20 protein-coding genes are annotated in these 21,335 nt (G+C 38.5%); 18 read left to right on the forward strand and 2 right to left on the reverse strand.

Annotated features, from left to right (window positions below):
- Positions 1–39 precede the first annotated feature (39 nt).
- From BHF69_RS00800 to BHF69_RS00880, 18 genes are all read left to right on the forward strand, one after another.
- The gene (locus BHF69_RS00800) at positions 40–1,521 is read left to right on the forward strand and encodes a TIGR02677 family protein (RefSeq protein WP_075669179.1); all 1,482 of its coding nucleotides are present in this window, start codon (positions 40–42) and stop codon (positions 1,519–1,521) included.
- A 2-nt stretch (positions 1,522–1,523) separates the two neighbouring features.
- Positions 1,524–2,660 (forward strand): TIGR02678 family protein, encoded by a 1,137-nt coding sequence (locus BHF69_RS00805; RefSeq protein WP_075669180.1) that lies wholly within the window; start codon positions 1,524–1,526, stop codon positions 2,658–2,660.
- Positions 2,653–6,750 (forward strand): TIGR02680 family protein, encoded by a 4,098-nt coding sequence (locus tag BHF69_RS00810; protein WP_075669181.1) that lies wholly within the window; start codon positions 2,653–2,655, stop codon positions 6,748–6,750. The genes BHF69_RS00805 and BHF69_RS00810 overlap by 8 nt, the downstream gene beginning before the upstream one ends.
- Complete coding sequence (locus BHF69_RS00815) at positions 6,743–8,023, forward strand: TIGR02679 domain-containing protein (RefSeq protein WP_143249443.1); 1,281 nt, start codon at positions 6,743–6,745, stop codon at positions 8,021–8,023. The genes BHF69_RS00810 and BHF69_RS00815 overlap by 8 nt, the downstream gene beginning before the upstream one ends.
- 58 nt (positions 8,024–8,081) lie before the next feature.
- A complete protein-coding gene (locus tag BHF69_RS00820; RefSeq protein ID WP_330393036.1) occupies positions 8,082–8,369 on the forward strand; it encodes a DUF6864 domain-containing function in 288 nt (95 codons plus the stop codon).
- 73 nt (positions 8,370–8,442) lie between these two features.
- Positions 8,443–8,595: a hypothetical protein gene (locus tag BHF69_RS14075; RefSeq protein WP_158022531.1), complete on the forward strand. Its 153-nt coding sequence runs from the start codon at positions 8,443–8,445 to the stop codon at positions 8,593–8,595.
- Complete coding sequence (locus BHF69_RS00825) at positions 8,592–8,867, forward strand: hypothetical protein (protein WP_075669183.1); 276 nt, start codon at positions 8,592–8,594, stop codon at positions 8,865–8,867. Before BHF69_RS14075 ends, BHF69_RS00825 begins: the two co-directional genes overlap by 4 nt.
- A gap of 76 nt (positions 8,868–8,943) precedes the next feature.
- Positions 8,944–9,876: a cysteine synthase A gene (gene cysK / locus BHF69_RS00830; protein WP_075669184.1), complete on the forward strand. Its 933-nt coding sequence runs from the start codon at positions 8,944–8,946 to the stop codon at positions 9,874–9,876.
- 201 nt (positions 9,877–10,077) lie between these two features.
- Positions 10,078–11,373 carry a hypothetical protein gene (locus BHF69_RS00835; RefSeq protein ID WP_075669185.1) on the forward strand — a complete coding sequence of 432 codons (1,296 nt, stop codon included), beginning with the start codon at positions 10,078–10,080 and terminating at the stop codon, positions 11,371–11,373.
- 6 nt (positions 11,374–11,379) lie between these two features.
- Entirely contained in the window at positions 11,380–12,153 is a 774-nt protein-coding gene (locus BHF69_RS00840; RefSeq protein ID WP_075669186.1) for a class II glutamine amidotransferase, read from the forward strand.
- Positions 12,154–12,170: 17 nt separating this feature from the next.
- Entirely contained in the window at positions 12,171–12,791 is a 621-nt protein-coding gene (locus BHF69_RS00845; protein ID WP_075669187.1) for a peptidase C39, read from the forward strand.
- Between the two features lie 22 nt (positions 12,792–12,813).
- Complete coding sequence (locus tag BHF69_RS00850; RefSeq protein WP_083650899.1) at positions 12,814–13,926, forward strand: M20/M25/M40 family metallo-hydrolase; 1,113 nt, start codon at positions 12,814–12,816, stop codon at positions 13,924–13,926.
- 33 nt (positions 13,927–13,959) lie between these two features.
- On the forward strand, positions 13,960–15,129 hold the full coding sequence (locus tag BHF69_RS00855; RefSeq protein WP_075669188.1) for a trans-sulfuration enzyme family protein: 1,170 nt from the start codon (positions 13,960–13,962) through the stop codon (positions 15,127–15,129).
- Between the two features lie 12 nt (positions 15,130–15,141).
- On the forward strand, positions 15,142–16,344 hold the full coding sequence (locus BHF69_RS00860) for a MalY/PatB family protein (protein WP_075669189.1): 1,203 nt from the start codon (positions 15,142–15,144) through the stop codon (positions 16,342–16,344).
- Between the two features lie 2 nt (positions 16,345–16,346).
- Positions 16,347–17,510 (forward strand): ATP-binding protein, encoded by a 1,164-nt coding sequence (locus BHF69_RS00865; RefSeq protein ID WP_075669190.1) that lies wholly within the window; start codon positions 16,347–16,349, stop codon positions 17,508–17,510.
- Positions 17,511–17,617: 107 nt separating this feature from the next.
- Positions 17,618–18,595, forward strand: coding sequence for a biotin synthase BioB (gene bioB, locus BHF69_RS00870; protein ID WP_075669191.1), 978 nt, complete (start codon positions 17,618–17,620; stop codon positions 18,593–18,595).
- 183 nt (positions 18,596–18,778) lie between these two features.
- A complete protein-coding gene (locus BHF69_RS00875) occupies positions 18,779–19,102 on the forward strand; it encodes a PadR family transcriptional regulator (protein WP_075669192.1) in 324 nt (107 codons plus the stop codon).
- Positions 19,095–19,658: a DUF2812 domain-containing protein gene (locus BHF69_RS00880; RefSeq protein WP_075669193.1), complete on the forward strand. Its 564-nt coding sequence runs from the start codon at positions 19,095–19,097 to the stop codon at positions 19,656–19,658. The genes BHF69_RS00875 and BHF69_RS00880 overlap by 8 nt, the downstream gene beginning before the upstream one ends.
- A gap of 90 nt (positions 19,659–19,748) precedes the next feature.
- On the opposite strand, the gene BHF69_RS00885 is transcribed toward BHF69_RS00880, so the two are convergent.
- Both BHF69_RS00885 and BHF69_RS00890 read right to left on the reverse strand, forming a co-directional pair.
- On the reverse strand, positions 19,749–20,363 hold the full coding sequence (locus BHF69_RS00885) for a hypothetical protein (RefSeq protein ID WP_075669194.1): 615 nt from the start codon (positions 20,361–20,363) through the stop codon (positions 19,749–19,751).
- Between the two features lie 96 nt (positions 20,364–20,459).
- Complete coding sequence (locus BHF69_RS00890; protein WP_242946075.1) at positions 20,460–21,335, reverse strand: phosphoribosylaminoimidazolesuccinocarboxamide synthase; 876 nt, start codon at positions 21,333–21,335, stop codon at positions 20,460–20,462.

Consider the following 21,335-nt stretch of genomic DNA (forward strand, 5'->3'; position numbering starts at 1 on the left):
TTGCTAATCAGACAAAAATATTAGAGTAGATGGAATAAAATGAGAGTAAATGAAAAGTTATTAAAACCACTGACAGAAACAAAATATCTAACCACGGAAAATGCGGATAGATATCGTTCTATTATAAGAATTTTCTATTTGGAGTATGAAAAGTTAAATTATTGGATGTATCAGGAGGATGTGTTTGAAGAGTTAAAGGAAGATCCTTATTTTCAGGAATATACCTGGGAACAATGTCAACAGGACTTATCTTCATTAGTCAATTGGGGGAATTTGGCTACCATCCAGGATACGAAAAAAGTTTCTACCATTGAAGAATTTAAGAATAAGAAATTTCGCTATCAATTGACAGAGTATTCGGTAGAAATTGAACGTATGGTTGTCCGATTGGAGAATCTATTTATTGAGGGATCATCATTAGAGCCAACGCTTTTAGAGAGGATACGGATACATTTATCTGAGATGGAAAATTTGTCAGAAATGGATGATGAGCATATTCATGGCTGGTGGGAAGATTTAAATAATGATTTTAAACGGTTAAATCAAAATTATCAGGATTATATGAGAGATTTGAACAGTATCAAAGCGGAAGAGCTGATGAAGACAAAGGAATTTCTTGTATTCAAAGATCGGTTGATTGAATATTTAAGAAGTTTTGTAAAGAGTCTGCAGGTAAATGTTTCAAAAATTGAAAAATTATTGACAAATGTTTCTGATGATATGGTTCAAATGTTTTTAAAGAGAATCATTCAATATGAATTATCAATTCCGAGAATTGATGTGGAGATAAAAGAAGAACAGATTCGAGATAAAATAAGGGGAAGATGGGAAAGTATATATAATTGGTTTCTGGGCAAAGGGGCAAATGGCTCTGAGGCTAGTAAAGTATTTGATACGACTAATGAAATTATTCGAAAAATTACACGATATGCGGTACGGATTAGTGAACAAAGCAGCAATGGCGCAAATCGAAGAGAAGAATATGCAAGGCTTGCGCATATGTTTTTTCAATGTGATAGCATAGAAAGTGCACATCGGTTATCGGCCAGTGTGTTTGGGGTGGAAAAACCATTACATCTAAAAGGAGAAATACGGCGCGATACGGAGAGTATTAACAGTGGTGTTTACGATGAAAAAGCCAAAGAATTTATAGTGATGCCGCGGGTTCGAAATTATAGGGAAAAGTCACAGAGAGCTGGTATTGTGGAGCGAACTGCAGAAAAGAGAAAGATGCGGGAAAAGAATCTTCGGGAATTGGAAGCGCAGCAAAAATTATTAAGAAGTTATGTGAAAGAGAGTCGATTGGAATTTGCATCATTGCCAGTCATCGAACCGTATGTCAGAGATGTATTTCTTATGTGGTTGTCGAAAGCATTAGAACGTAAGGATAAAAGAGCGAAGACGGAGGATGGAAGGAATTTTTATATCGAACAGTCCTCCGGAGAGGATGCATGTGTGATTCAGTGTACAGATGGAAAATTCCAAATGCCAAACTATGTGATTATATTTGAAGAGGAGTAAAGATGCGACCGATTGAAACTTTACTAAGCAAAAGATGGATTTTAAAAAGCAGGGAAAAAGAATTATATTATCAGATGAAGGATGAGGTCGGGAAGATAAAAGGCTTTTTAACAGAAAAGCTGGGATATCCGGTTATCGTGAATCCTAATTTGATTAAAATCGAAAAGATTCCTGCAAGTCTTGAGAACTGGATGGGGATTCAAGAATTTACAGATAAAATAGAATATGTCTTTTTGTGTTTCATTTTAATGTATTTGGAGGATAAGGAAGCCGGAGAGCAATTTGTGCTTTCAGAGCTGACAGAATATATTCAAAGTCAGGAGAAGGATGAACCGATTGACTGGACGATTTATCGGTTTCGGCGTCATTTGATCAAGGTTATGAAATTCTGCGTAAAAGAAGGAATTATGGAGATCAATGATGGAAATGAAGATAGTTTTATGAAGAGTGATGCGGGAGAAGTTTTATATGAGAACACAGGAGCATCCAGATATTTTATGCGAAATCTGACGAGGGATATTTCTGAGTATGAAAAACCAGAGGATTTTCTGAAAGAGGAATGGATTGGTATGAATGAAGATCGTGGAATTATCAGGCGTCAGAGAGTGTATCGAAGACTTTTGATGTCTATGGGGATGTACCAGACGTTAAATACAGAGGAAGATTTTTATTATGTAAAAAATTATCGAAATATGATACAGGGAGATTTGGAAGCATTGTTGGATTGTGAGCTTCAGGTACATAGAACCAGTGCGTTTTTAATTATGGGAGAAGACAGCAGTTTGGGAAGAAGTTTTCCAGAGGAGAATACATTGTCAGATATCGTATTGTTATGGTGTCATCTATATCGGGAAAAGATAGAAAGAGGAGAGATTCCAGTGCCTGCGGATGAGGATGTGAAAATACCAAAGGAAATGTTCACCGCATTATTAGAGGAATGTAAAAAGATTTATGGAAGCGGATGGATTAAAACGTATAGAGAAATGACGATGGGCGAATATTGTAAAAAAATCAAGGATTATATGCTACAAATGGAGCTTATCGAAGAATTGCATGATAGCATTCGAATTCATTCTGTAGTAGGAAAGATTGCCGGAGTATATCCAGAGACATTTAAGGTTGGAGGAGCAAATGAATAGTAGATGGAAGATGTATAAAATTGGATTGGTTGATTTCTGGTATTATGATGAACAGGAATTTTATTTTTTAGATGGAAGAATGCTGCTTCGAGGTGCCAACGGATCTGGAAAATCAGTAACCATGCAGAGCTTTATTCCATTATTATTAGATGGGAATATGAGACCGGAGCGTTTAGATCCATTTGGTTCAAGAGCAAGGAAGATGGAAAATTATCTGTTGGAAGAAGGGGATGGAAGAAGTGAAAGAACTGGTTATCTTTATATGGAATTTAAAAGAAAAGAGGCCAATCAGTATATAACCATAGGGATTGGGATGCGGGCAAGGAAGGGGAAAAAGCTGGATGCCTGGTATTTTTGCCTGACGGATGGAAGAAGAATTGGTAAAGATTTTTTTCTGTATAAGGATCTGAATCAGAAGATTGTGTATACGAAAACAGAATTGAAGAATCGGATTGGAGAAGGGGGAAAAGTCTTTGACAGTCAGAAAAGCTATGCACAATATGTCAATCAGATGTTATTTGGATTTGATACGATGGAAGAATATAAAGAGATGCTGGAACTTTTAATACAGCTTCGTACGCCAAAGCTATCAAAGGATTTTAAACCGACGATTATTAATGATATTTTAGGCAACTCGCTACAGACTTTGTCAGAAGATGATCTACGCCCGATGTCAGAAGCTATTGAAAATATGGATGAGCTTAAGACCAATCTGGATAATGTCAGAGAAAGCCTGGAAGCGGGCAGGCGAATCGAGAAGATATACAATCAGTATAATGAAAGTGTTTTATATAATAAAGCATTATCTTATAGAGAAGGATGGAAAATTTTCCAGAAATATGAGAATGAGATTGGGGAGATTCAGAAGCAGATTCAGTGGACTGTCAATGCTTATGAGGAGGAAATCAGACATCATGAAGCATTACTTCAGGAACAAAAAATGAGAGAACAGGAAAGAAATTCTCTGAAGGATAGTGATGCTACAAAATTAAAGGAAAAAGAGCTGAAATTAGAGGAAGAAATCCAGGAGCTGGGACATACTGTGAGGGAAAAGGAAAAGCAGTATCAGGGAAAAGAAGAGAGAAGGATTGAGTTAGAGGATCAAAAAAGAACATATGAAAATGAAAAGACTCATTCCTGGCAGCAAGTACAGGAAAACCTGGAAGAAATGGAGGAGTATATAAACGAGGTATCCTTTGATGAGTTTGATTTTATGAAAAATGATCTAAAAAATAGACCGGAAGAAAAGTATGATTTTTCTGTTCACAGACAGTTGCTGTTAAAGTATATGGATAAAGTGAAGGCGGGAATTCAAATATTAGAAAATGAGAGACATATACAGCTTCAATATGACAATGAATGGAAGAAGATGGATGAGTGCCGGAAAGAGAGAGAACAGGCGGAAAGGGAATATCGGCAGTACCAGATACAATTAGGTGAAATCAAAGATGAATGGATTGAGAGCATTTATCAATGGGAACGTAAAAATGAACAGTTAAAAGTCAACAGAGAGATTTTACAGGAGATTACCCGCAGGATACATGCCTATGTATACGGTAATGACGAATATGAGATTTTAGATCCGATTCGAAAGAAACGGTATCAGTTAGAAGAAAAGTTGCGACAGGAACAACGAATTTTGTCCATAGAAATAGAGGAAAAGCAAAAAGAACTGCATGAGAAGAAAAAAGAGCTTGAGGAATGGAAGAATAAAAAAGAGCCAGAGCCAGAGCGGAAGGAAGCGGTCATAAGAAATCGGGAATTGTTGAAGGAACAGAAAATTCCATATTTAGAATTTTATAAGACGGTTGATTTTACAGAAGCGTTGGAGGAAGAGCAGAGAAACCGTCTGGAGGAAGCATTGCTTCGTATGGGAGTCTTGGATGCATTAATTGTAGACTGTGAATATCGCGAGAAGATATTTGCCCTGAATCAGGGAACTTGCGATACTTATATTTTCAGTGACGTAGCCTCTGTAAAAGGAAATTTGGGGATGTTGTTGGAGATATCTAATGAAGAAAATGATATTTTATTTTATCAAAAAGTTTCCAAAGTGTTGTCAGGGCTTGGATATGATAATCAGGAAAAGGATTGCTTGTCATGGATTGATCTATGGGGAAACTATAAATCCGGAATTTTAGAAGGAACGATTACCGGAGAATATCAGGCTAAGTTTATAGGCGCGAGGACAAGAGAGATATATCGGGATAAGCAAATCGTCTTGCTGGAAGAAGTATGTAGTCAATTATCTCAGAAGATAGATAATCTACAGGAGAAACTGCATACAATTCAAAATGGAATCGGAGATTTGATAGATGAATGGAAAAAGATTCCTGATTTTGATGATCTAAAAGTGGCAGCAAGGGAATTTGAGTATAGAGAAAATCTGTTGGAGAAAAAAATCTATCAAGTACAGGAGCAGCAGGACATTGTCAAAAAACGAAGAGAGGAGCTGGATGAGATTCGTATGCAGGTTCAAAAAATATGTGCAGAAGCATATCTGACGGCTCGTCTGGATGTTTTTTTACAGGCCAGAGATGATCTGTCAGAATATCAAAATTTATTATCCCAATTACAGCTGAATCAGCAAAGCTTTTTAGCCAAAATTCATGATATTCATACAACGGAAGGATACATTGAAGAAATTCTCCAGGATATGGATGATATCTTATATGATCAAAATAAGGCAGTGAGCAGGCAAAAAGGGCTTTTACTGGAACAGAAGATGATTCAGGAACAGCTAAAACTTACGGATTATGAGGCGTTGAAGGAAAAATTGGATGAATGTATAAAACGTCTTGCCAGTCTGCCGAAAGAAATTGAATTATCGATTGAGAAGAAAACTTCTCTAAGCAAAGATCAGGAGATGTATAGAGGAAAATTAGAAGAACTACAAATTCAGTATCTGAAGCAGCAGGATAAGGTCATAAAGCTGGAAGAAGTATTTCGTGAAGAAAATCAGTTGGATTATGTATCGAAAGAATATGTGCAGACAAAAGATATGCTGGATCAGGCTTATAAAATATGTAAAGAATTTGGCGGAAAATTTGCAAAGAAAAGTCAGGATGATATTTCAGGAAATATGCGAGAGGCTTTCCATGCCAATCAGATATATTTAAGGGATTATAATTTAAGTATTGAGACATTATTTGAAATGTGGGAAGAACAGGAGAAGGAGTTAAATTTACGTATTCGAAGAATTGATATTGTTGGAAAGTATCGTGGAATTACAATTTCTTTTCTAAACCTGCTTCAGAAGCTGGAAAATGATGTGGAAGAAAAGACCAGGCTCTTAAATGATAAGGATAGGGAAATTTTTGAGGATATTCTTGCCAATACCATTAGTAAAAAGATAAGGAGTAAGATTCAATCTAGTAAGCGATGGGTAGACGAGATGAATCGTTTAATGGATTCTATGCAGACATCCAGTGGTCTTCGGTTAAGTCTAAAATGGAAAAATAAGAGAGCAGAAACAGAGGAACAGATGGATACCAGAATGCTCGTACAGATGTTAGAAAAGGACGTAGAAATCATGCGTGAGGAAGAGGTTGATCAGTTATCGGCACATTTTCGTTCTAAGATCAATGAAGCAAGAAAACGGCTGGATGATAGTAATAACATACAGTCCTTCCATAGTATTATGAAAGAGGTTCTGGATTACCGAAAATGGTTTGAGTTCCAATTGGAATGTCAAAAGGCAGGAGAGAAGAAGAAGGAATTAACGGATCATATGTTTTTTACATTTAGTGGAGGAGAAAAGGCTATGGCAATGTATGTGCCTTTATTCTCTGCGGTAGTGGCGAAGTATTCCAGCGCGAGAAAAGAAGCACCAAGAATGATTTCTTTAGATGAAGCATTTGCCGGAGTAGATGAAATGAATATTAAGGATATGTTTCGTTTGATGGTAGAATTTGAGTTTGATTTTATTATCAATTCTCAAATTTTGTGGGGCGACTATGAAACGGTACCAGCAATTGCCATTTATCAGCTGCTTCGCCCGGAAAATGTAAAATATGTTACGGTCATTTCTTATGTATGGAATGGACATGTTCGTACAATGGAAGAGAAAATAGGTGATTCATTTGAGTAAAAATGATGAATTAATGTCAGAATGCCAAAATTATTTTAAGAAAAGACCAGTATTTGATAAATTGTTTCTAGGCTTTAAGAAAAAATATGAAAGTTTTGGAAGAATGGGAGGAACCGTTGCTTTACGAAATCTTTCCCTCGATGAAAAAAAGCAATTAGGCGGCTTCTTTCAAAAGGATTATTGTATGAATAAGACCGTATCCATTTCCATGAAGAACATGGAGATGGCATTAGGAAATAGCAAATTTTCAAATTTTTCATGGGAAGATATTCTGGAGGAATATTTTGGAGAAGCATTGAAGGGCAAAAAGGAAGAGATCGAAAAGGAAAAAGAAGAACGTCAGAGATTTTTTGAGCACATGATGAATGAATATGCAGATGAAAAGGGTGCATCATGGTTGATGTACATTGGTTCTGAGCATGGAAAGGGATATCAGCTTTTCCTTCAGCAGTATAAGGAAGATCCAGTGAAGTTGGAGTGTGTGCTGTCTCATGTGTTAGCATCTATTCCCCAATTGCCGGTATTTTCTTCAAGGAAAGAGCGTTTAGCGGTATTTGCTGCCAATATGACAGGAAACCCTCATTTTTATGATGCAGAAACGTTGGCAGAACGTTTGTTGATATTGTTTTTAAATTTTTATTTTTCCAAAGATGATAATAAGGAAACCAGTGGTCCAGAGCAAAAAAGTATGATTTTTTATCAGGCAGGGATTATGAGAGATGATATTTCCAATCATATAATGGCTTATGGGATTCACGGAAAAGATGAAAATGGAAATATTCATTCCGGAATCGAAGGCTTTTTTAAGAGGAAAGAACCCATTATCTTGACATTATATACGTTGGGAAAATTAGAGGAGATTTGGGCCACAGAAGATAAGGTGTATGTAGTGGAAAATCCGGCAGTATTTTCCTGGCTATGTGAACAAAATCCAGAAAAAAGTGTTGTCTGTACCAATGGACAGTTGAGACTGGCGGCATTTGTTTTGTTGGATCAGCTTAGCAAACATAGTGTTTTATATTATGCAGGAGATTATGATCCAGAAGGACTATTGATTGCCCAAAAAGTGAAGCAACGTTATGGAGAACAGGCAAGGCTGTGGCAATATCATTTAGAACATTATCAAAAATATTTGTCTGAGGTCGTATTGGCAGAGGAAAGGTTAAAAAAGCTTGAGAAAGTAAATTTGTCAGAACTGCAGGAAATAAAGAAGAGGATGCTAGAGGAAAAAAGAGCAGTTTACCAGGAAAATATGTTAGATGAATATCGTTGATAGATATGATAATAGCAATAGAATTATTTAAAATTGAGGTGAATCCATGTAAGTAAATATAAGTTCGGGTAAATACAACATTATGGAGAGTAATCAGGTATTTTTATTTCATGAAAATGACGATTTAGAGATTGGGATAAATCCAAATGATGAATTTGAGTTTTCCATTGTATTAAAATTCTTAACGGATGATTCTGGTGGAAGTAAGATTAGTAGTATCATCGATGGAAAAAATATTATTTTATCATGTGTAAATTTTGCTGATAAAGGGACTGGATTGAATACACCCGTTCGTATTGTTTCGGTCAATGATAAAGAATGGTTTTTATGTTCTGGTCATATTTAGAAGGAATGGGTAATTCAAAAGTCAGAAGCGTAAAATATACAATATTTTGTGAAAAATAACAGAGGTGGATGATATGAGAAAAAATCAATTATTCCTGGAAAATGATTTTGTATTAAATTCAAATGAATCTATTTCTAAAAAGAAAACTCCAATTATATACGAGATTATGCACATGGAAAAAAAGGTTGCCAGCATTTCTACAAGCGGAAAGGCAGAGATTTTTTGAATAGCATTGGAGTGACTCAGGCTGTAACAGATAAAGATCGTGCCAAAATTTTGCTGTCGTACTATTGTGTTTCTTTAACAGATGTATTTTGGATAAGAAGACAAGGAGAGAAGATTACTTTTAAAGAATTAAATTTATACGATAATCCTTTGAATGAGGCGATTGCGGCAGTTGAGAAAATAGGATTAAGGCAAATTCATGAAATGGATATGAGTAAATTCAGAAAGCCGGCTATCCAAAGCCTATGGATGGAGAAAAAGTATATAAAATAGTTGACAGATAGGAAAAGTAGGAATATAATTTATAAAACAGATAAAACATATCAAAATAATAGGGAAGGTGAATAGCATGTCAAGTATTTATAAAGGAACATTAGGATTGATCGGAAATACTCCATTGGTGGAGGTTGTGAATGTTGAAAAAGAATTGGGATTAGAGGCTACCGTATTGGCGAAGCTGGAATATTTTAATCCTGCAGGAAGTGTCAAAGATCGAATTGCCAAAGCAATGATCGAGGATGCGGAGGAGAAAGGCATTTTAAAAGAAGGCTCCGTGATTATTGAGCCGACATCAGGGAATACAGGAATTGGTCTTGCAGCGATTGCAGCAGCTAAGGGATATCGTATTATATTGACGATGCCAGAGACGATGAGCGTGGAAAGAAGAAATATTTTAAAGGCTTATGGAGCAGAGTTGGTCTTAACGGAAGGGGCCAGAGGAATGAAAGGAGCTATTGAAAAGGCAGATGAACTTTCTAAAGAGATTCCCAATAGCTTTATTCCAGGACAGTTTGTGAATCCGGCGAATCCAGCAATTCATCGAAGTACGACAGGGCCAGAGATTTGGAAAGATACGGATGGAAAGGTAGATATTTTTGTTGCTGGTGTTGGTACTGGCGGAACCTTAACAGGGGTTGGGGAATACTTAAAGGAACAGAATCCAGAGGTAAAGATTGTAGCAGTTGAGCCAGCTGGATCCCCAGTTCTTTCTACCGGAAAAGGCGGTCCTCATAAAATTCAGGGAATTGGTGCAGGCTTTGTTCCAGATGTATTGAATACAAAGATTTATGATGAAATTATTCCAATTGAAAACGATGATGCATTTAAGACTGGTAAACTGCTTGCGAAAGCTGAAGGAGTTTTGGTTGGAATTTCTTCTGGAGCAGCGTTATATGCGGCTATTCAATTGGCAAAACGTCCAGAAAATAAAGGAAAGACCATTGTAGCATTGCTTCCAGATACAGGAGACAGATATTATTCTACACCGCTGTTTGCTGAATAAGCCATATACGTATAGGGATTTAGTAAAAAGTGGTTAGAACCTATTGACTCACGGTGAAAAACATATTATAATCCTATTAAATTGATAGGAATTATAAAGATAAACCGTGAGAGTTATTGCAGGATGAATTGTGAAAAGAACGCCTCGGCGTTCTTTTTTCGAATCATAAGAAAAGTTGGAATGGGTGAAGGGGTCAAGAATATGAGTCTGAATTTTGATAATACGAGAATAAGAGAGCATATGCTGGATGGACAGTTTGGATTAGAAAAAGAAAGTTTGAGGGTGACTTTTGATGGACATCTTGCACATACAAAGCATCCATTTGGGAGTGATCCTCATATGGAGCGTGATTTTTGCGAAAATCAGACCGAATTGATCACCGGTGTGTGTGATAGTATTGATGCCGTCTGGAAGGAGATGGCTGGTTTACATAAAAAAGCAGTGAAGATATTATTTCATTTGGAGTCAGGCAGAGAGTTTCTATGGCCCTTTTCAAATCCTCCATATGTAAAGGGAGAAGAGGATATACCCATTGCCAGCTATCACGGAATCTTAAAGGGGAAGGAACGCTATCGCAGATATCTGGCTGAAAAATACGGCAAGAAGAAAATGCTTTTTTCTGGAATTCATTTTAATTATTCTTTTCCAGAAAGCATTCTAAAAGAAGGCTATCGGGAAAGTAATGCGTCCACGTTTCGTCAGTATAAAGATCAGATTTATATGGAATTGGCAAAAAAAATAACCAGATATTCCTGGCTGCTTGTATATCTGACGGCTGCAAGCCCGGTTTTGGATGGCTCCTTTTTTGAGGATGATGCCAGAGGAAAGACGATAATCAGAGACTATGGTTCTGCAAGATGTAGTGAGATTGGATACTGGAATGATTTTGTACCATTGTTGGACTATAAGAATCTGGAAACTTATGTGAGCAGCATTGAAGAATATATAGAACAGGGACAGCTTAAGGAAGCTGCCGAGTTATATTATCCGGTTCGTTTAAAGCCTGCAGGAGAGAATTCCCTGAATCATCTGCGGGAAAAGGGTGTAAATCATATTGAACTGAGAGTGTTTGATTTAAATCCACTATCACCAGTGGGGATTATGAAGGAAGATCTTCAGTTTATTCATCTGTTCTTGTTATATCTGATGTCTTTAGAAGACAGGGAATTCGAGTCTTTTGAACAGATGATGGCAATTAAGAATGAAAAAAGAGCAGCAAGATATGAGGAAAGAAGAATCTGGATTGAAACAGGATGGAGTACCTCCATGCCAGTTCGGGATGCGGCATTGCATGTCCTGTTTGGCATGGAACAGTTCTTTCAAAAGTTTGGAGGAGCTTATTACAGAGATGTGATGGAATATCAGAAGAGAAAACTGATACATCCGGAATATAGATATGTGGTTGCTGTCAGGGAAGAGTATCAGAAGGAATATGTAGAACAGGGGTTGGAACTTGCAAGAAGATACGCAGAAGGGATAGACGAGGAAAGGATTTAGACATCTATGTGTGAAGTATTTGGAATTAGTTCTAAGAATCGCTTTACGATCAATGATTATTTAAAAAAATTTTATGAACGCAGCAATAAACATCCTCATGGATGGGGATTGGCATGTCTTGATGGGACAGAGGCACTGATTGAAAAAGAACCTATGCAGGCATCCAAAAGTTATTATCTGAAGGAACGTTTGTCATCTGACATTAGCGTAAAGCATGCAATGGCTCATATTCGATATGCGACCATCGGGAATGTTGAATATATAAATTGCCATCCGTATACCAAAAAGGATCGGAATGGAAGACGTTGGACCTTGGTACACAATGGAACGATTTTTGATTATGCTCCATTGGACAAGTATGTGGGAATACAAACGGGCAGTACGGATAGTGAGAGGATTCTTCTTTATCTGGTAGATCAGATTGACCAGGCAGAGAGACAGGCAGAAAGAAGACTGGATGCCAAGGAGCGATTTCAGATTTTGGATTCTATATTTGTAGCTATGTCAGCAGGAAATAAATTAAATATGATCATATATGATGGAGAATGCATGTATGTGCATACCAATTATAAAAAATCATTGCATTTTCTGGAAAAAGAAGAGGGAACCATGTTTGCCACTGCTCCATTGACCAGAGAAGGATGGATTCCGCTGCCGATGAATACATTGCTTGCATATCAAGATGGAAGACGGATATACACAGGAACGAATCATGGCAATGAGTATATTGATAGTGAAGAAAATATGAAATTCTTATATCAGATTTTCTCAAATTTATAGAAGATAAGGAGAGAGTTATGAAAAATCGGCTGCATTATCAAATATCGGAATATGATTGTGGACCTACTTCTATGCTGAATGCCATCAGCTACCTTTTTCAAAGAGAGGAAATTCCACCAGAAATCATACGCAATATTATGCTATATTGTCTGGATTGCTATAGCACAGAAGGGGTTGCAGGAAAAAGCGGTACCTCACGGGCAGCGATGATGTTTCTTTCTAATTGGCTTAATGGCTTTGGAAGGATTGGACAATTGCCGGTTACTAGTCGGTATCTGGACAGCAAAAGCGTATATTTTGGAAGAGAAAGTTACATCAATGATGCACTGCGAAGAGGTGGTGTGGTGGTTCTCCGTCTTTTTTATGACGAATGGCATTATGTGCTGCTAACCGGTGAGAAGGATGGAAGGATCTATATGTTCGATCCGTATGATCGTGGTGGACCATTTGAGGAAAAGGATATTATCTGGACGATGGAGCATCCAAAGGAGTATAACTGCATTGTTCCAGAAACATATTTTAATCGGGAAGAATTAAGCCTGTATGCCCTGGGACCAGTAGAGGGACGGGAGGCAGTGTTATTATTCAATAACAAGACAGAGCTAACGCCAGATAAGACCATTGAATATTTTATCTAGAAGCAAAAAGGAAAAGAGCATTATGAAGAGAGAAAGACTAATCCAGGAATTTGAAGAGTTGGCAAGGATTGATTCCATTAGCTTTCAGGAGCGGCAGATGGCCGATTGCCTGAAAGGAAAATTAAAGGAGCTTGGATTTGAAGTGTTGGAAGACCAGGCAGGAGAGCAATATGGAGGAAATGCAGGAAATATATATGGATTTTTAAAAGGGACCAGGAAGGGACCTGGAATCTTACTATCTGCACATATGGATACGGTGCAGCCGGGAATTGGGAAAACACCGGTGGTTCATAAGGATGAGACCATTACCAGCCAGGGAGATACCGTTCTGGGTGCAGATGATGTAGCCGGACTTGTGGAGATTTTAGAAGGCATTCGAAGTGTTCAGGAAGAAGGGGTTCCTTATCCGGATATTGAAGTGTTATTTCCTATTGCAGAAGAATTATATATTAAAGGGAGTAATGCTTTTGACTTTACGAGAATTCAGGCAAAGGAAGCTTATGTACTGGATATGAGCGGGAAGATTGGGACGGCAGCCATAAAGGCACCATCGTTGATTTCTTTTCAGGTCACAGTGACAGGGAAGGCTTCTCATGCTGGATTTGCACCGGAGCAAGGTATTCATGCGATCCAGATTATGAGTGAGGCAATTGGAAAGATTCAGCAGGGCCATGTAGATGAAGAATCAACGGTAAATATTGGTACCATAGCAGGAGGAGAAGCCTCTAATATTGTACCAGAAAGCTGCTGCTGTACAGGAGAGATTCGAAGCTATAGTCATAAGAAAGCACTTTTTTATTTAAAGAACATAGATGAAATATTCAGAAAAGCGGTCAAAAAGAGACAAGCGTCCTATCAATTGGAACGTGAGATCAATCTGATTGCTTATGAGATGGATGCGAAGGACTTGGTCGTCAAAAGATTTGAAGCAGCATGTCAGAAACTTGGAATTTCATCCGCATTGACTGGCACTTATGGTGGCAGTGACAATCATAATTTTGTGAAAAATGGAATTCATGGCATCGTATTATCCTGTGGCATGCAGGAGGTGCATTCTGTGAGAGAGTATATAGCCATCGAAGATCTGATAAAAGGGGCGCAGCTGGTGGCAGAATTAATTAAGGCTGGAAGCTGACCATTGGATAAGGAGATATAGGAGGAAGAATACATGAGACTTAGGCTTGAAACAAAGTGTCTGCATCTGGAAGAGGATGGCGTGGGGTGTGATCACTCAGGAGCCATCAGCTTTCCGATTTATCAGACTGCAACATTTGCCCATAAAGCAGTGGGGGAGGGAACAGGATATGATTATAGCAGGCTGCAGAATCCCACAAGGGAGCAGTTGGAAAAGATAGTAGCTGGACTGGAATATGGTGTAGATGCACTGGCATTTTCCAGTGGTATGGCTGCCATTGCGACCCTAATGGAATTATTTCATCCGGGGGATCATGTGATTGTAGATGAAGATCTGTATGGAGGAAGTGTCCGGCTTTTTAGTCATATTAGTGAGAAGAATGGGATCCTATTTTCCAGAGTTAATTGCAGCAAAGAGGATATTACCGGTTATATTAAGGAGGAGACAAAGGCGGTGTTTATTGAGACGCCGACGAATCCGATGATGAATGTAACGGATATTGCAGCAATTGCTAAGATTACCAGGGAACGAGGATTGCTTTTTATTGTAGATAATACGTTTTTGTCTCCGTATTTTCAAAATCCTTTGGAATTAGGAGCCAATCTAGTGGTTCACAGTGGAACCAAATATTTGGGAGGACATAATGACACTCTGGCTGGTTTTTTAGTAACCAATGACCAGGTGTTAAGTGAAGAACTGCGATTTTTGATTAAAACCAACGGTGCCGGTTTGTCTCCATTTGACAGCTGGTTGATTCTAAGGGGAATCAAGACATTGGCTATACGTATGGAACGAATAGAAAAAAATGCCAAGTGTATTGCCAAATGGCTGGAAAGGCAGGAACTGGTTACCAAAGTCATATATCCAGGACTTCCTTCTCATCCGGGATATGAGATTATGCAACGACAGAGTCGTGGATTTGGTGGAATGGTAACATTTGAGGTAGAAAGCGAAGAAATGGCCAGATCCATTCTGAAAAATATAAAATTAATTCAGTTTGCAGAAAGTCTGGGAGGAACAGAGACATTGATGACGTATCCGATTACTCAGACACATGCGGAGGTGCCGGAGGAGCTGCTTTCTAAAAATGGAATTACAAATCGGATTTTGCGGCTTTCTACCGGAATTGAAGCCATAGAGGATCTGATCGGGGAACTGGATCGGGTCTTTCAACTGGCATTATCCTGCAGAAAAGACAGTTAAGGAGGCAAGAAAATGGGAGAGAAAAATCTTAATTTCGATGAGGTTATAAATAGAAGGCATACCAATTGCCTGAAATATGATTTTGCAGTTAGACGTGGAAAGCCGGAGGGTATATTGCCATTATGGGTGGCAGATATGGACTTTCGGATATCTTCCTATATTCAGGAAGCGTTGATCAAACAGGCAGAACATGGAGTCTATGGATATAGTGAAGTACAGGATGAGTATTTTCAGGTTTTAAAATCATGGATGGCCAGAAATTTTGACTGGAGAGTAGAACGAAGATGGCTGATCAAGACACCAGGGATTGTATTCGCCCTGGCAATGGCGGTGAAAGCATTTACCCAAAAGGGTGATGGCATCTTGATTCAACAGCCCGTATATTACCCATTTAGCGAGGTTGTTGAGGATAACGAACGGAGAATTGTGGATAATACATTGATTTTAGATGAAAATGGTGCATATCACATCGATTTTGAGGACTTTGAGAAAAAAATCGTGGAGGAAGGAGTGAAACTTTTCTTCTTATGTAATCCACAGAATCCAACGGGGCGTGTGTTTACAAAGGAAGAGCTGATGCGTATGGGTGATATCTGCTTAAAGCATCAGGTACTCGTCGTTAGTGATGAGATCCATGCGGACTTTGTATGGAAGGGAAGGCATCAGGTATTTGCCAATTTGAAGGAAGAATATAAGAAGATTAGCGTTACCTGTACGTCTCCAAGTAAGACTTTTAACATTGCGGGATTACAGCTTTCCAATATCTTTATTCCGGATACGGCCATCAGGAGAAAATTTCGAAAGCAAATAGCAGCGGCTGGTTATAGTCAGCTAAATGCGGCTGGTCTGGTTGCAGGGGAAGCAGCTTATCTTTATGGTGGAGAATGGCTGACTGCCGTGCGCAGATATATAAAAGATAATATTCGGTTTACCAGACATTATATAGAACAGTATCTGCCGGAAATCAGAATGACTGAGCCTGAAGGGACTTATCTGGTATGGCTGGATTTTAGAAATTTGCAGCTTACAGATGAGGAGCTGGAAGATCTGATCATCCACAAAGCAGGACTTTGGCTGGACAGTGGTGCCATCTTTGGAAAAAGCGGACAAGGCTTTCAGAGAATTAATGTGGCTTGTCCAAGACAGACATTGACGAAGGCTCTGGATCAGCTGCGAAGAGCCATGAGAGAAAATAAGAATAATACGAGGAAATAGGAATGAATACAATTGTTGTAGAAGAATTAGAGAAGCTGGATAGAGCGGAGATTGACATAGTGGATATACGCTCGGAAGAGGAATTCAAGAGAGGGACCATAGACGGAGCTATCAATCTTCCTATCGAAGAGATACCGGCAAGGATAGACGAACTTGAGAAAGAAAAAACAATATATGTTCTATGCCATACGGGAGAAAAAAGCAAAGGGATAACAGAGGAGCTTACCAAGCAGGGATTTACTGCCTGTAATGTGGAAGGTGGTTATCGGTCCTTCCTAAGACTGCAGCTGGGGAGAGTCCTCAGGGAAGATCAGGGGCTTCAGGAACGGACCAGTGAGATTGAACGAAGCATTATAAAGAAATTTCGAAAACCGATTTGGAGAAAATTCACCAAAGCCATTAACGAATATGAGCTGATTCAGGAAGGGGATAAGATTGCGGTCTGTATCTCTGGAGGAAAAGATTCTATGCTGATGGCAAAGCTATTGCAGGAACTGAAAAAGCATGGAAAGATTCAGTTCGATCTAGTATTTTTGGTCATGAATCCAGGCTATAATCAGGATAATTGGAAAATAATTCAGGATAATGCAAAGCTTTTGGGGATACCGCTGACGGTCTTTGAAAATGATATTTTTGATATTGTAGCAGGAATTGAAAAAAATCCCTGCTATTTGTGTGCCCGTATGAGAAGAGGATATCTGTATTCTAGGGCGAAAAGTCTGGGATGCAACAAGATTGCCCTGGGTCATCATTTCGATGATGTCATAGAGACGATTTTGATGGGAATGCTGTATAGTGGAAAAGTAGAAACGATGATGCCAAAGCTTCATAGCAGGAATTTTGAGGGGATGGAACTGATTCGCCCTATGTATATGATCAAAGAAGCAGATATTAAAGCATGGAGGGATTATAATAAGCTTCATTTTATACAATGCGCATGCAGATTTACGGAAAATTGTGCAAGCTGTGGAGGAGGAAGAGGATCGAAAAGAGATGAAATGAAAGAGCTGATCGGAAAATTTCGCCAGATCAGTGATGTAATCGAAGGGAATATATTTAAAAGCGTCCAGAACATTAATCTAAGAACGGTAATTGGATACCACAAGGATGGGGAAAAATATCATTTTCTGGATGACTATGATTCTTTGGAAATTAAAAAACTATAATATTGTTAACACTCTATTTGTTTTGGTTGACATATATATGGAACTTGCTCTATAATCGTAGAGAATGATGTATAAAACCACTTACTTATATATGGAGGATATCGAAAATGGACATGATGTTATTAGCGCAGGAAATCATCGATGGAAGACGTATAAAAAGGGAGGACGATCTTTCTGTTTTCCTCACCTGTGATCTGAAAGAGTTGTGCGATGGAGCGGATAGAATCCGAGAATATTATATTGGGGATACAGTAGACCTTTGTTCCATTATTAATGGACAGAGCGGACGCTGTCCCGAGGACTGTAAGTATTGTGCACAGTCAGCCCACAATCATACCAACTGTGAAATCTATGATTTTCTTCCAGAGGAAAAAATATTGGAAATGTGCAAAATGAACGAGAAAGAAGGAGTACATCGTTTTTCTATTGTCACGGCTGGACGTGCATTAACAGGAAAAGAATTTGATAAAGCCATTCATGCGTATGAGACTATGCATCGGGAATGCAAGATCGATCTGTGTGCTTCTATGGGATTTTTGAATGAGGAACAGCTTCATAGACTTCATGAAGCAGGAGTTACCAGCTATCATCATAATATCGAAACATCCAGAAGAAATTTCCCTAATATTTGTACCACGCATACGTATGACCAGAAAATCGAAACGTTGAAAAAAGTAAAAGCAGAAGGTATGTGTGCATGTTCTGGAGGCATTATAGGCATGGGAGAGACCTGGGAGGATCGGCTTGATATGGCCATCAGTCTGGCTGAATTAGGAATTGATTCCATACCGATTAATGCATTAATGCCGATCAAAGGGACTCCTTTGGAAGATCAGCCACAGCTGACAGAGGAGGAGATTCTGCGTACGATTGCCTTCTTCCGTTACATCAATCCAGAAGCCAATATACGGTTAGCTGCAGGAAGGGCGCTCCTTACCAATGATGGAGAAGTCGCTTTTCAGTCAGGTGCATCTGCCACTATTACCGGAAACATGCTGACAACAGCTGCCTGTGCTACCATAAGAAGCGATAAGGAGATGTTAAAAGCGTTGGGACGAGATGCCGTTCCAGATTATCAGAAATAGAACAGATCAAATTGTAATATAGAAATAAAATCATAAAAAAGGAGATGTTGCCGTGGCAGCATTTCTTTTTTTTCACAAATTATTGACATATACATCGCAGTGCGATATTATAAGTATATAGAGGTGCGATATATAGCACTGAGATAGATTGAGCTGTTATGCAATAATGACAGGAGGAGATTTATGGATCGGCATATTAAAAAAGTATATGTACCTATGACAGAGACCGGATTTTATATTCTTTTGTGTTTGCGAGAAGAGATGCATGGATACAGCATTGTAAAAAAAGTAGAAGATTTGACCAATGGAGAAGTCCGCTTAAGTCCAGGAACTATGTATGGAAGTTTATCGAAAATGGAGAAGGATGGATTGATTACTTTTGTGCGGGAGGAGGAAAAGCGTAAGATTTATATCATAACGGAATTGGGAAGAGAAGTTTTGTCATTGGAAATGAAGAGAATCAGGCGTTTGTATCGAAATTTACAGGAGGTTGGATGTGATGAGTAAAGTGAAAAAGGAAAACAGGACAGAGTTTCGATGGTTTAGCATTTCTGAATATGAGAAAGAAGAGGAGTATTTGTCCAAGCAGCATGGAATGGGATGGAAGCTAACGGGAATCACATTTCCTGGATTTTATCATTTTACAAAATGTCAGCCAGAAGAAGTCCGCTATCAGCTGGATTATAATCAAGAGGGAATCTCCAACAAGGATGAGTATGTGAAGATGTTTCAGGATTGCGGATGGGAATATTTGATGGATTTTGTAGGATATAGCTATTTTCGAAAGTCATGCGCACAGATGAGTGATAAAGATGAAGGCATCTTTTGTGATGAGGAATCAAAGCTGGATATGTTGATCCGAGTTGCGAAGGGAAGGATGCTGCCATTGGTGATCATCTTTTTTTGCATCATTATCCCACAGATAATTTTTCAGTTTGTATCAGAGGGTGGTTTTCATCGCCCGGTTTTGATTTCGTATATAGTGCTTTTTATCGTATATATAGGCATATTTCTTCATTTTGGTATGGAATATTGGAAGCTGAAGAAAAAGATAGAAAGATAGTAGTCGCTTATGGAACAAAGCTTCCAGATAGCATTGAAAGTAAGCTTACGAAAGTACTCACGGGAAACTGTTATCTGAAAGCACAATAGATTATCGAAGAATATAGGATTTTACATCACCGCCCACAGAATTATAGGAGAGGATGCCATCGTAGAAGTTGATCAACTGTTCTAATTTGGCAGCTACAAATTTCTGCAGTACATCTACAGAAGTAATTTGAGAGAGAAAATCAATCTGATCAAAGGCACGTTTGTAAAGGTCCTCACCACCAGTAAAAAAATAGTCTGTATCGGATCCAATGCGTTCTACGTAGTAGTTGTATCCAATCTGATGGTATTCAATACGGTATTCCTTTGGGCGAATCTTACGTCCTACAAGGAAATTGACCGGTTCCTGATTGGAGGGGCAAGTGCCCATCTTGATCAAAAAAGTTTGGAAGAAATCAGAATCTAAAGTATGCTTTTGATTCAGATATTCATAGACAAGGTCTTCCACATTGGTTTTTGCCGGGAAGAGCCGATTGGGATTTTGTACCTGAATTTGATTGGCGCCAAAGGTAACAGCAACGCCATTGGTAAATGGAAACAGCTTTTGTGGATTTCTTCCGATATCTTCAGTAAGCCGTCCATTGGACATGGTGGACCCTTTGGAATCGACTACGGCAACCAGCCCATCTTTTGCTTTAAAAATACCTGTAAATGACATAAGTTTTAGTTCTCCTTTGATTGAACGACATCATGTTAAAAATGCTGGCAGCTATTTGACTATAGTCTGCCAGCATTTGTTGTTATGCAATGAATCTTAAAGAGTTTTGCCTGTTAATAATTCATAAGCCTGAAGATATTTGTTGATTGTCTTTTCAACGATATCTTCTGGAAGTGTCCAGTTATTATCTGGGTTTTCGGTTAACCAGTCACGTGCGAACTGCTTATCGAAGGATGGCTGTCCATGACCTGGTTCATAGCCTTCTGCTGGCCAGAAACGGGAACTGTCAGGTGTTAACATCTCATCACCGATTACCAGATTACCTTCTTCATCTAAACCGAATTCGAATTTGGTATCTGCAATGATAATTCCGCGGCTTAATGCATAATCCGCACATTTTTTGTAAAGTGCGATGGTGCAGTCACGAAGCTTAACAGCATATTCTTCACCTTTGCCAGGAAAATATTTTTCCAGATGCGCAATACTCTGTTCAAAAGAGATGTTTTCATCATGGTCACCGATTTCAGCCTTTGTAGAAGGAGTATAGATTGGTTCTGGAAGCTTATCAGATTCCTGTAATCCTTCTGGAAGTTTGATGCCACATACAGTTCCGTTTTCCTGATAGCTTTTCCATCCACTTCCTGTGATGTAGCCACGAACAATACATTCGATTGGAAGCATGTTAAGCTTTCTGCACATCATGCTGTTGCCATCGAACTGTGGCTGCTGAAAGAATTCAGGCATATCCTTTACATCGGTAGAAATCATGTGGTTTGGAAGAATATCTTCTGTCAGATCAAACCAGAATTTAGACATCTGTGTTAATACGGTTCCTTTTTTTGTTACATTATTTTTTAAAATGACGTCAAAGCAGCTGATACGATCCGTTGCAACCATAATCAAACTGTCACCATTATCATAAATTTCGCGCACTTTACCTTCTTTAATCGGTTTCATTACTTCAATGCTCAT

The sequence above is a fragment of the Anaerostipes sp. 992a genome, from assembly GCF_001940245.1.
In the GTDB taxonomy this organism is placed as follows: Bacteria; Bacillota; Clostridia; order Lachnospirales; family Lachnospiraceae; genus Fimousia.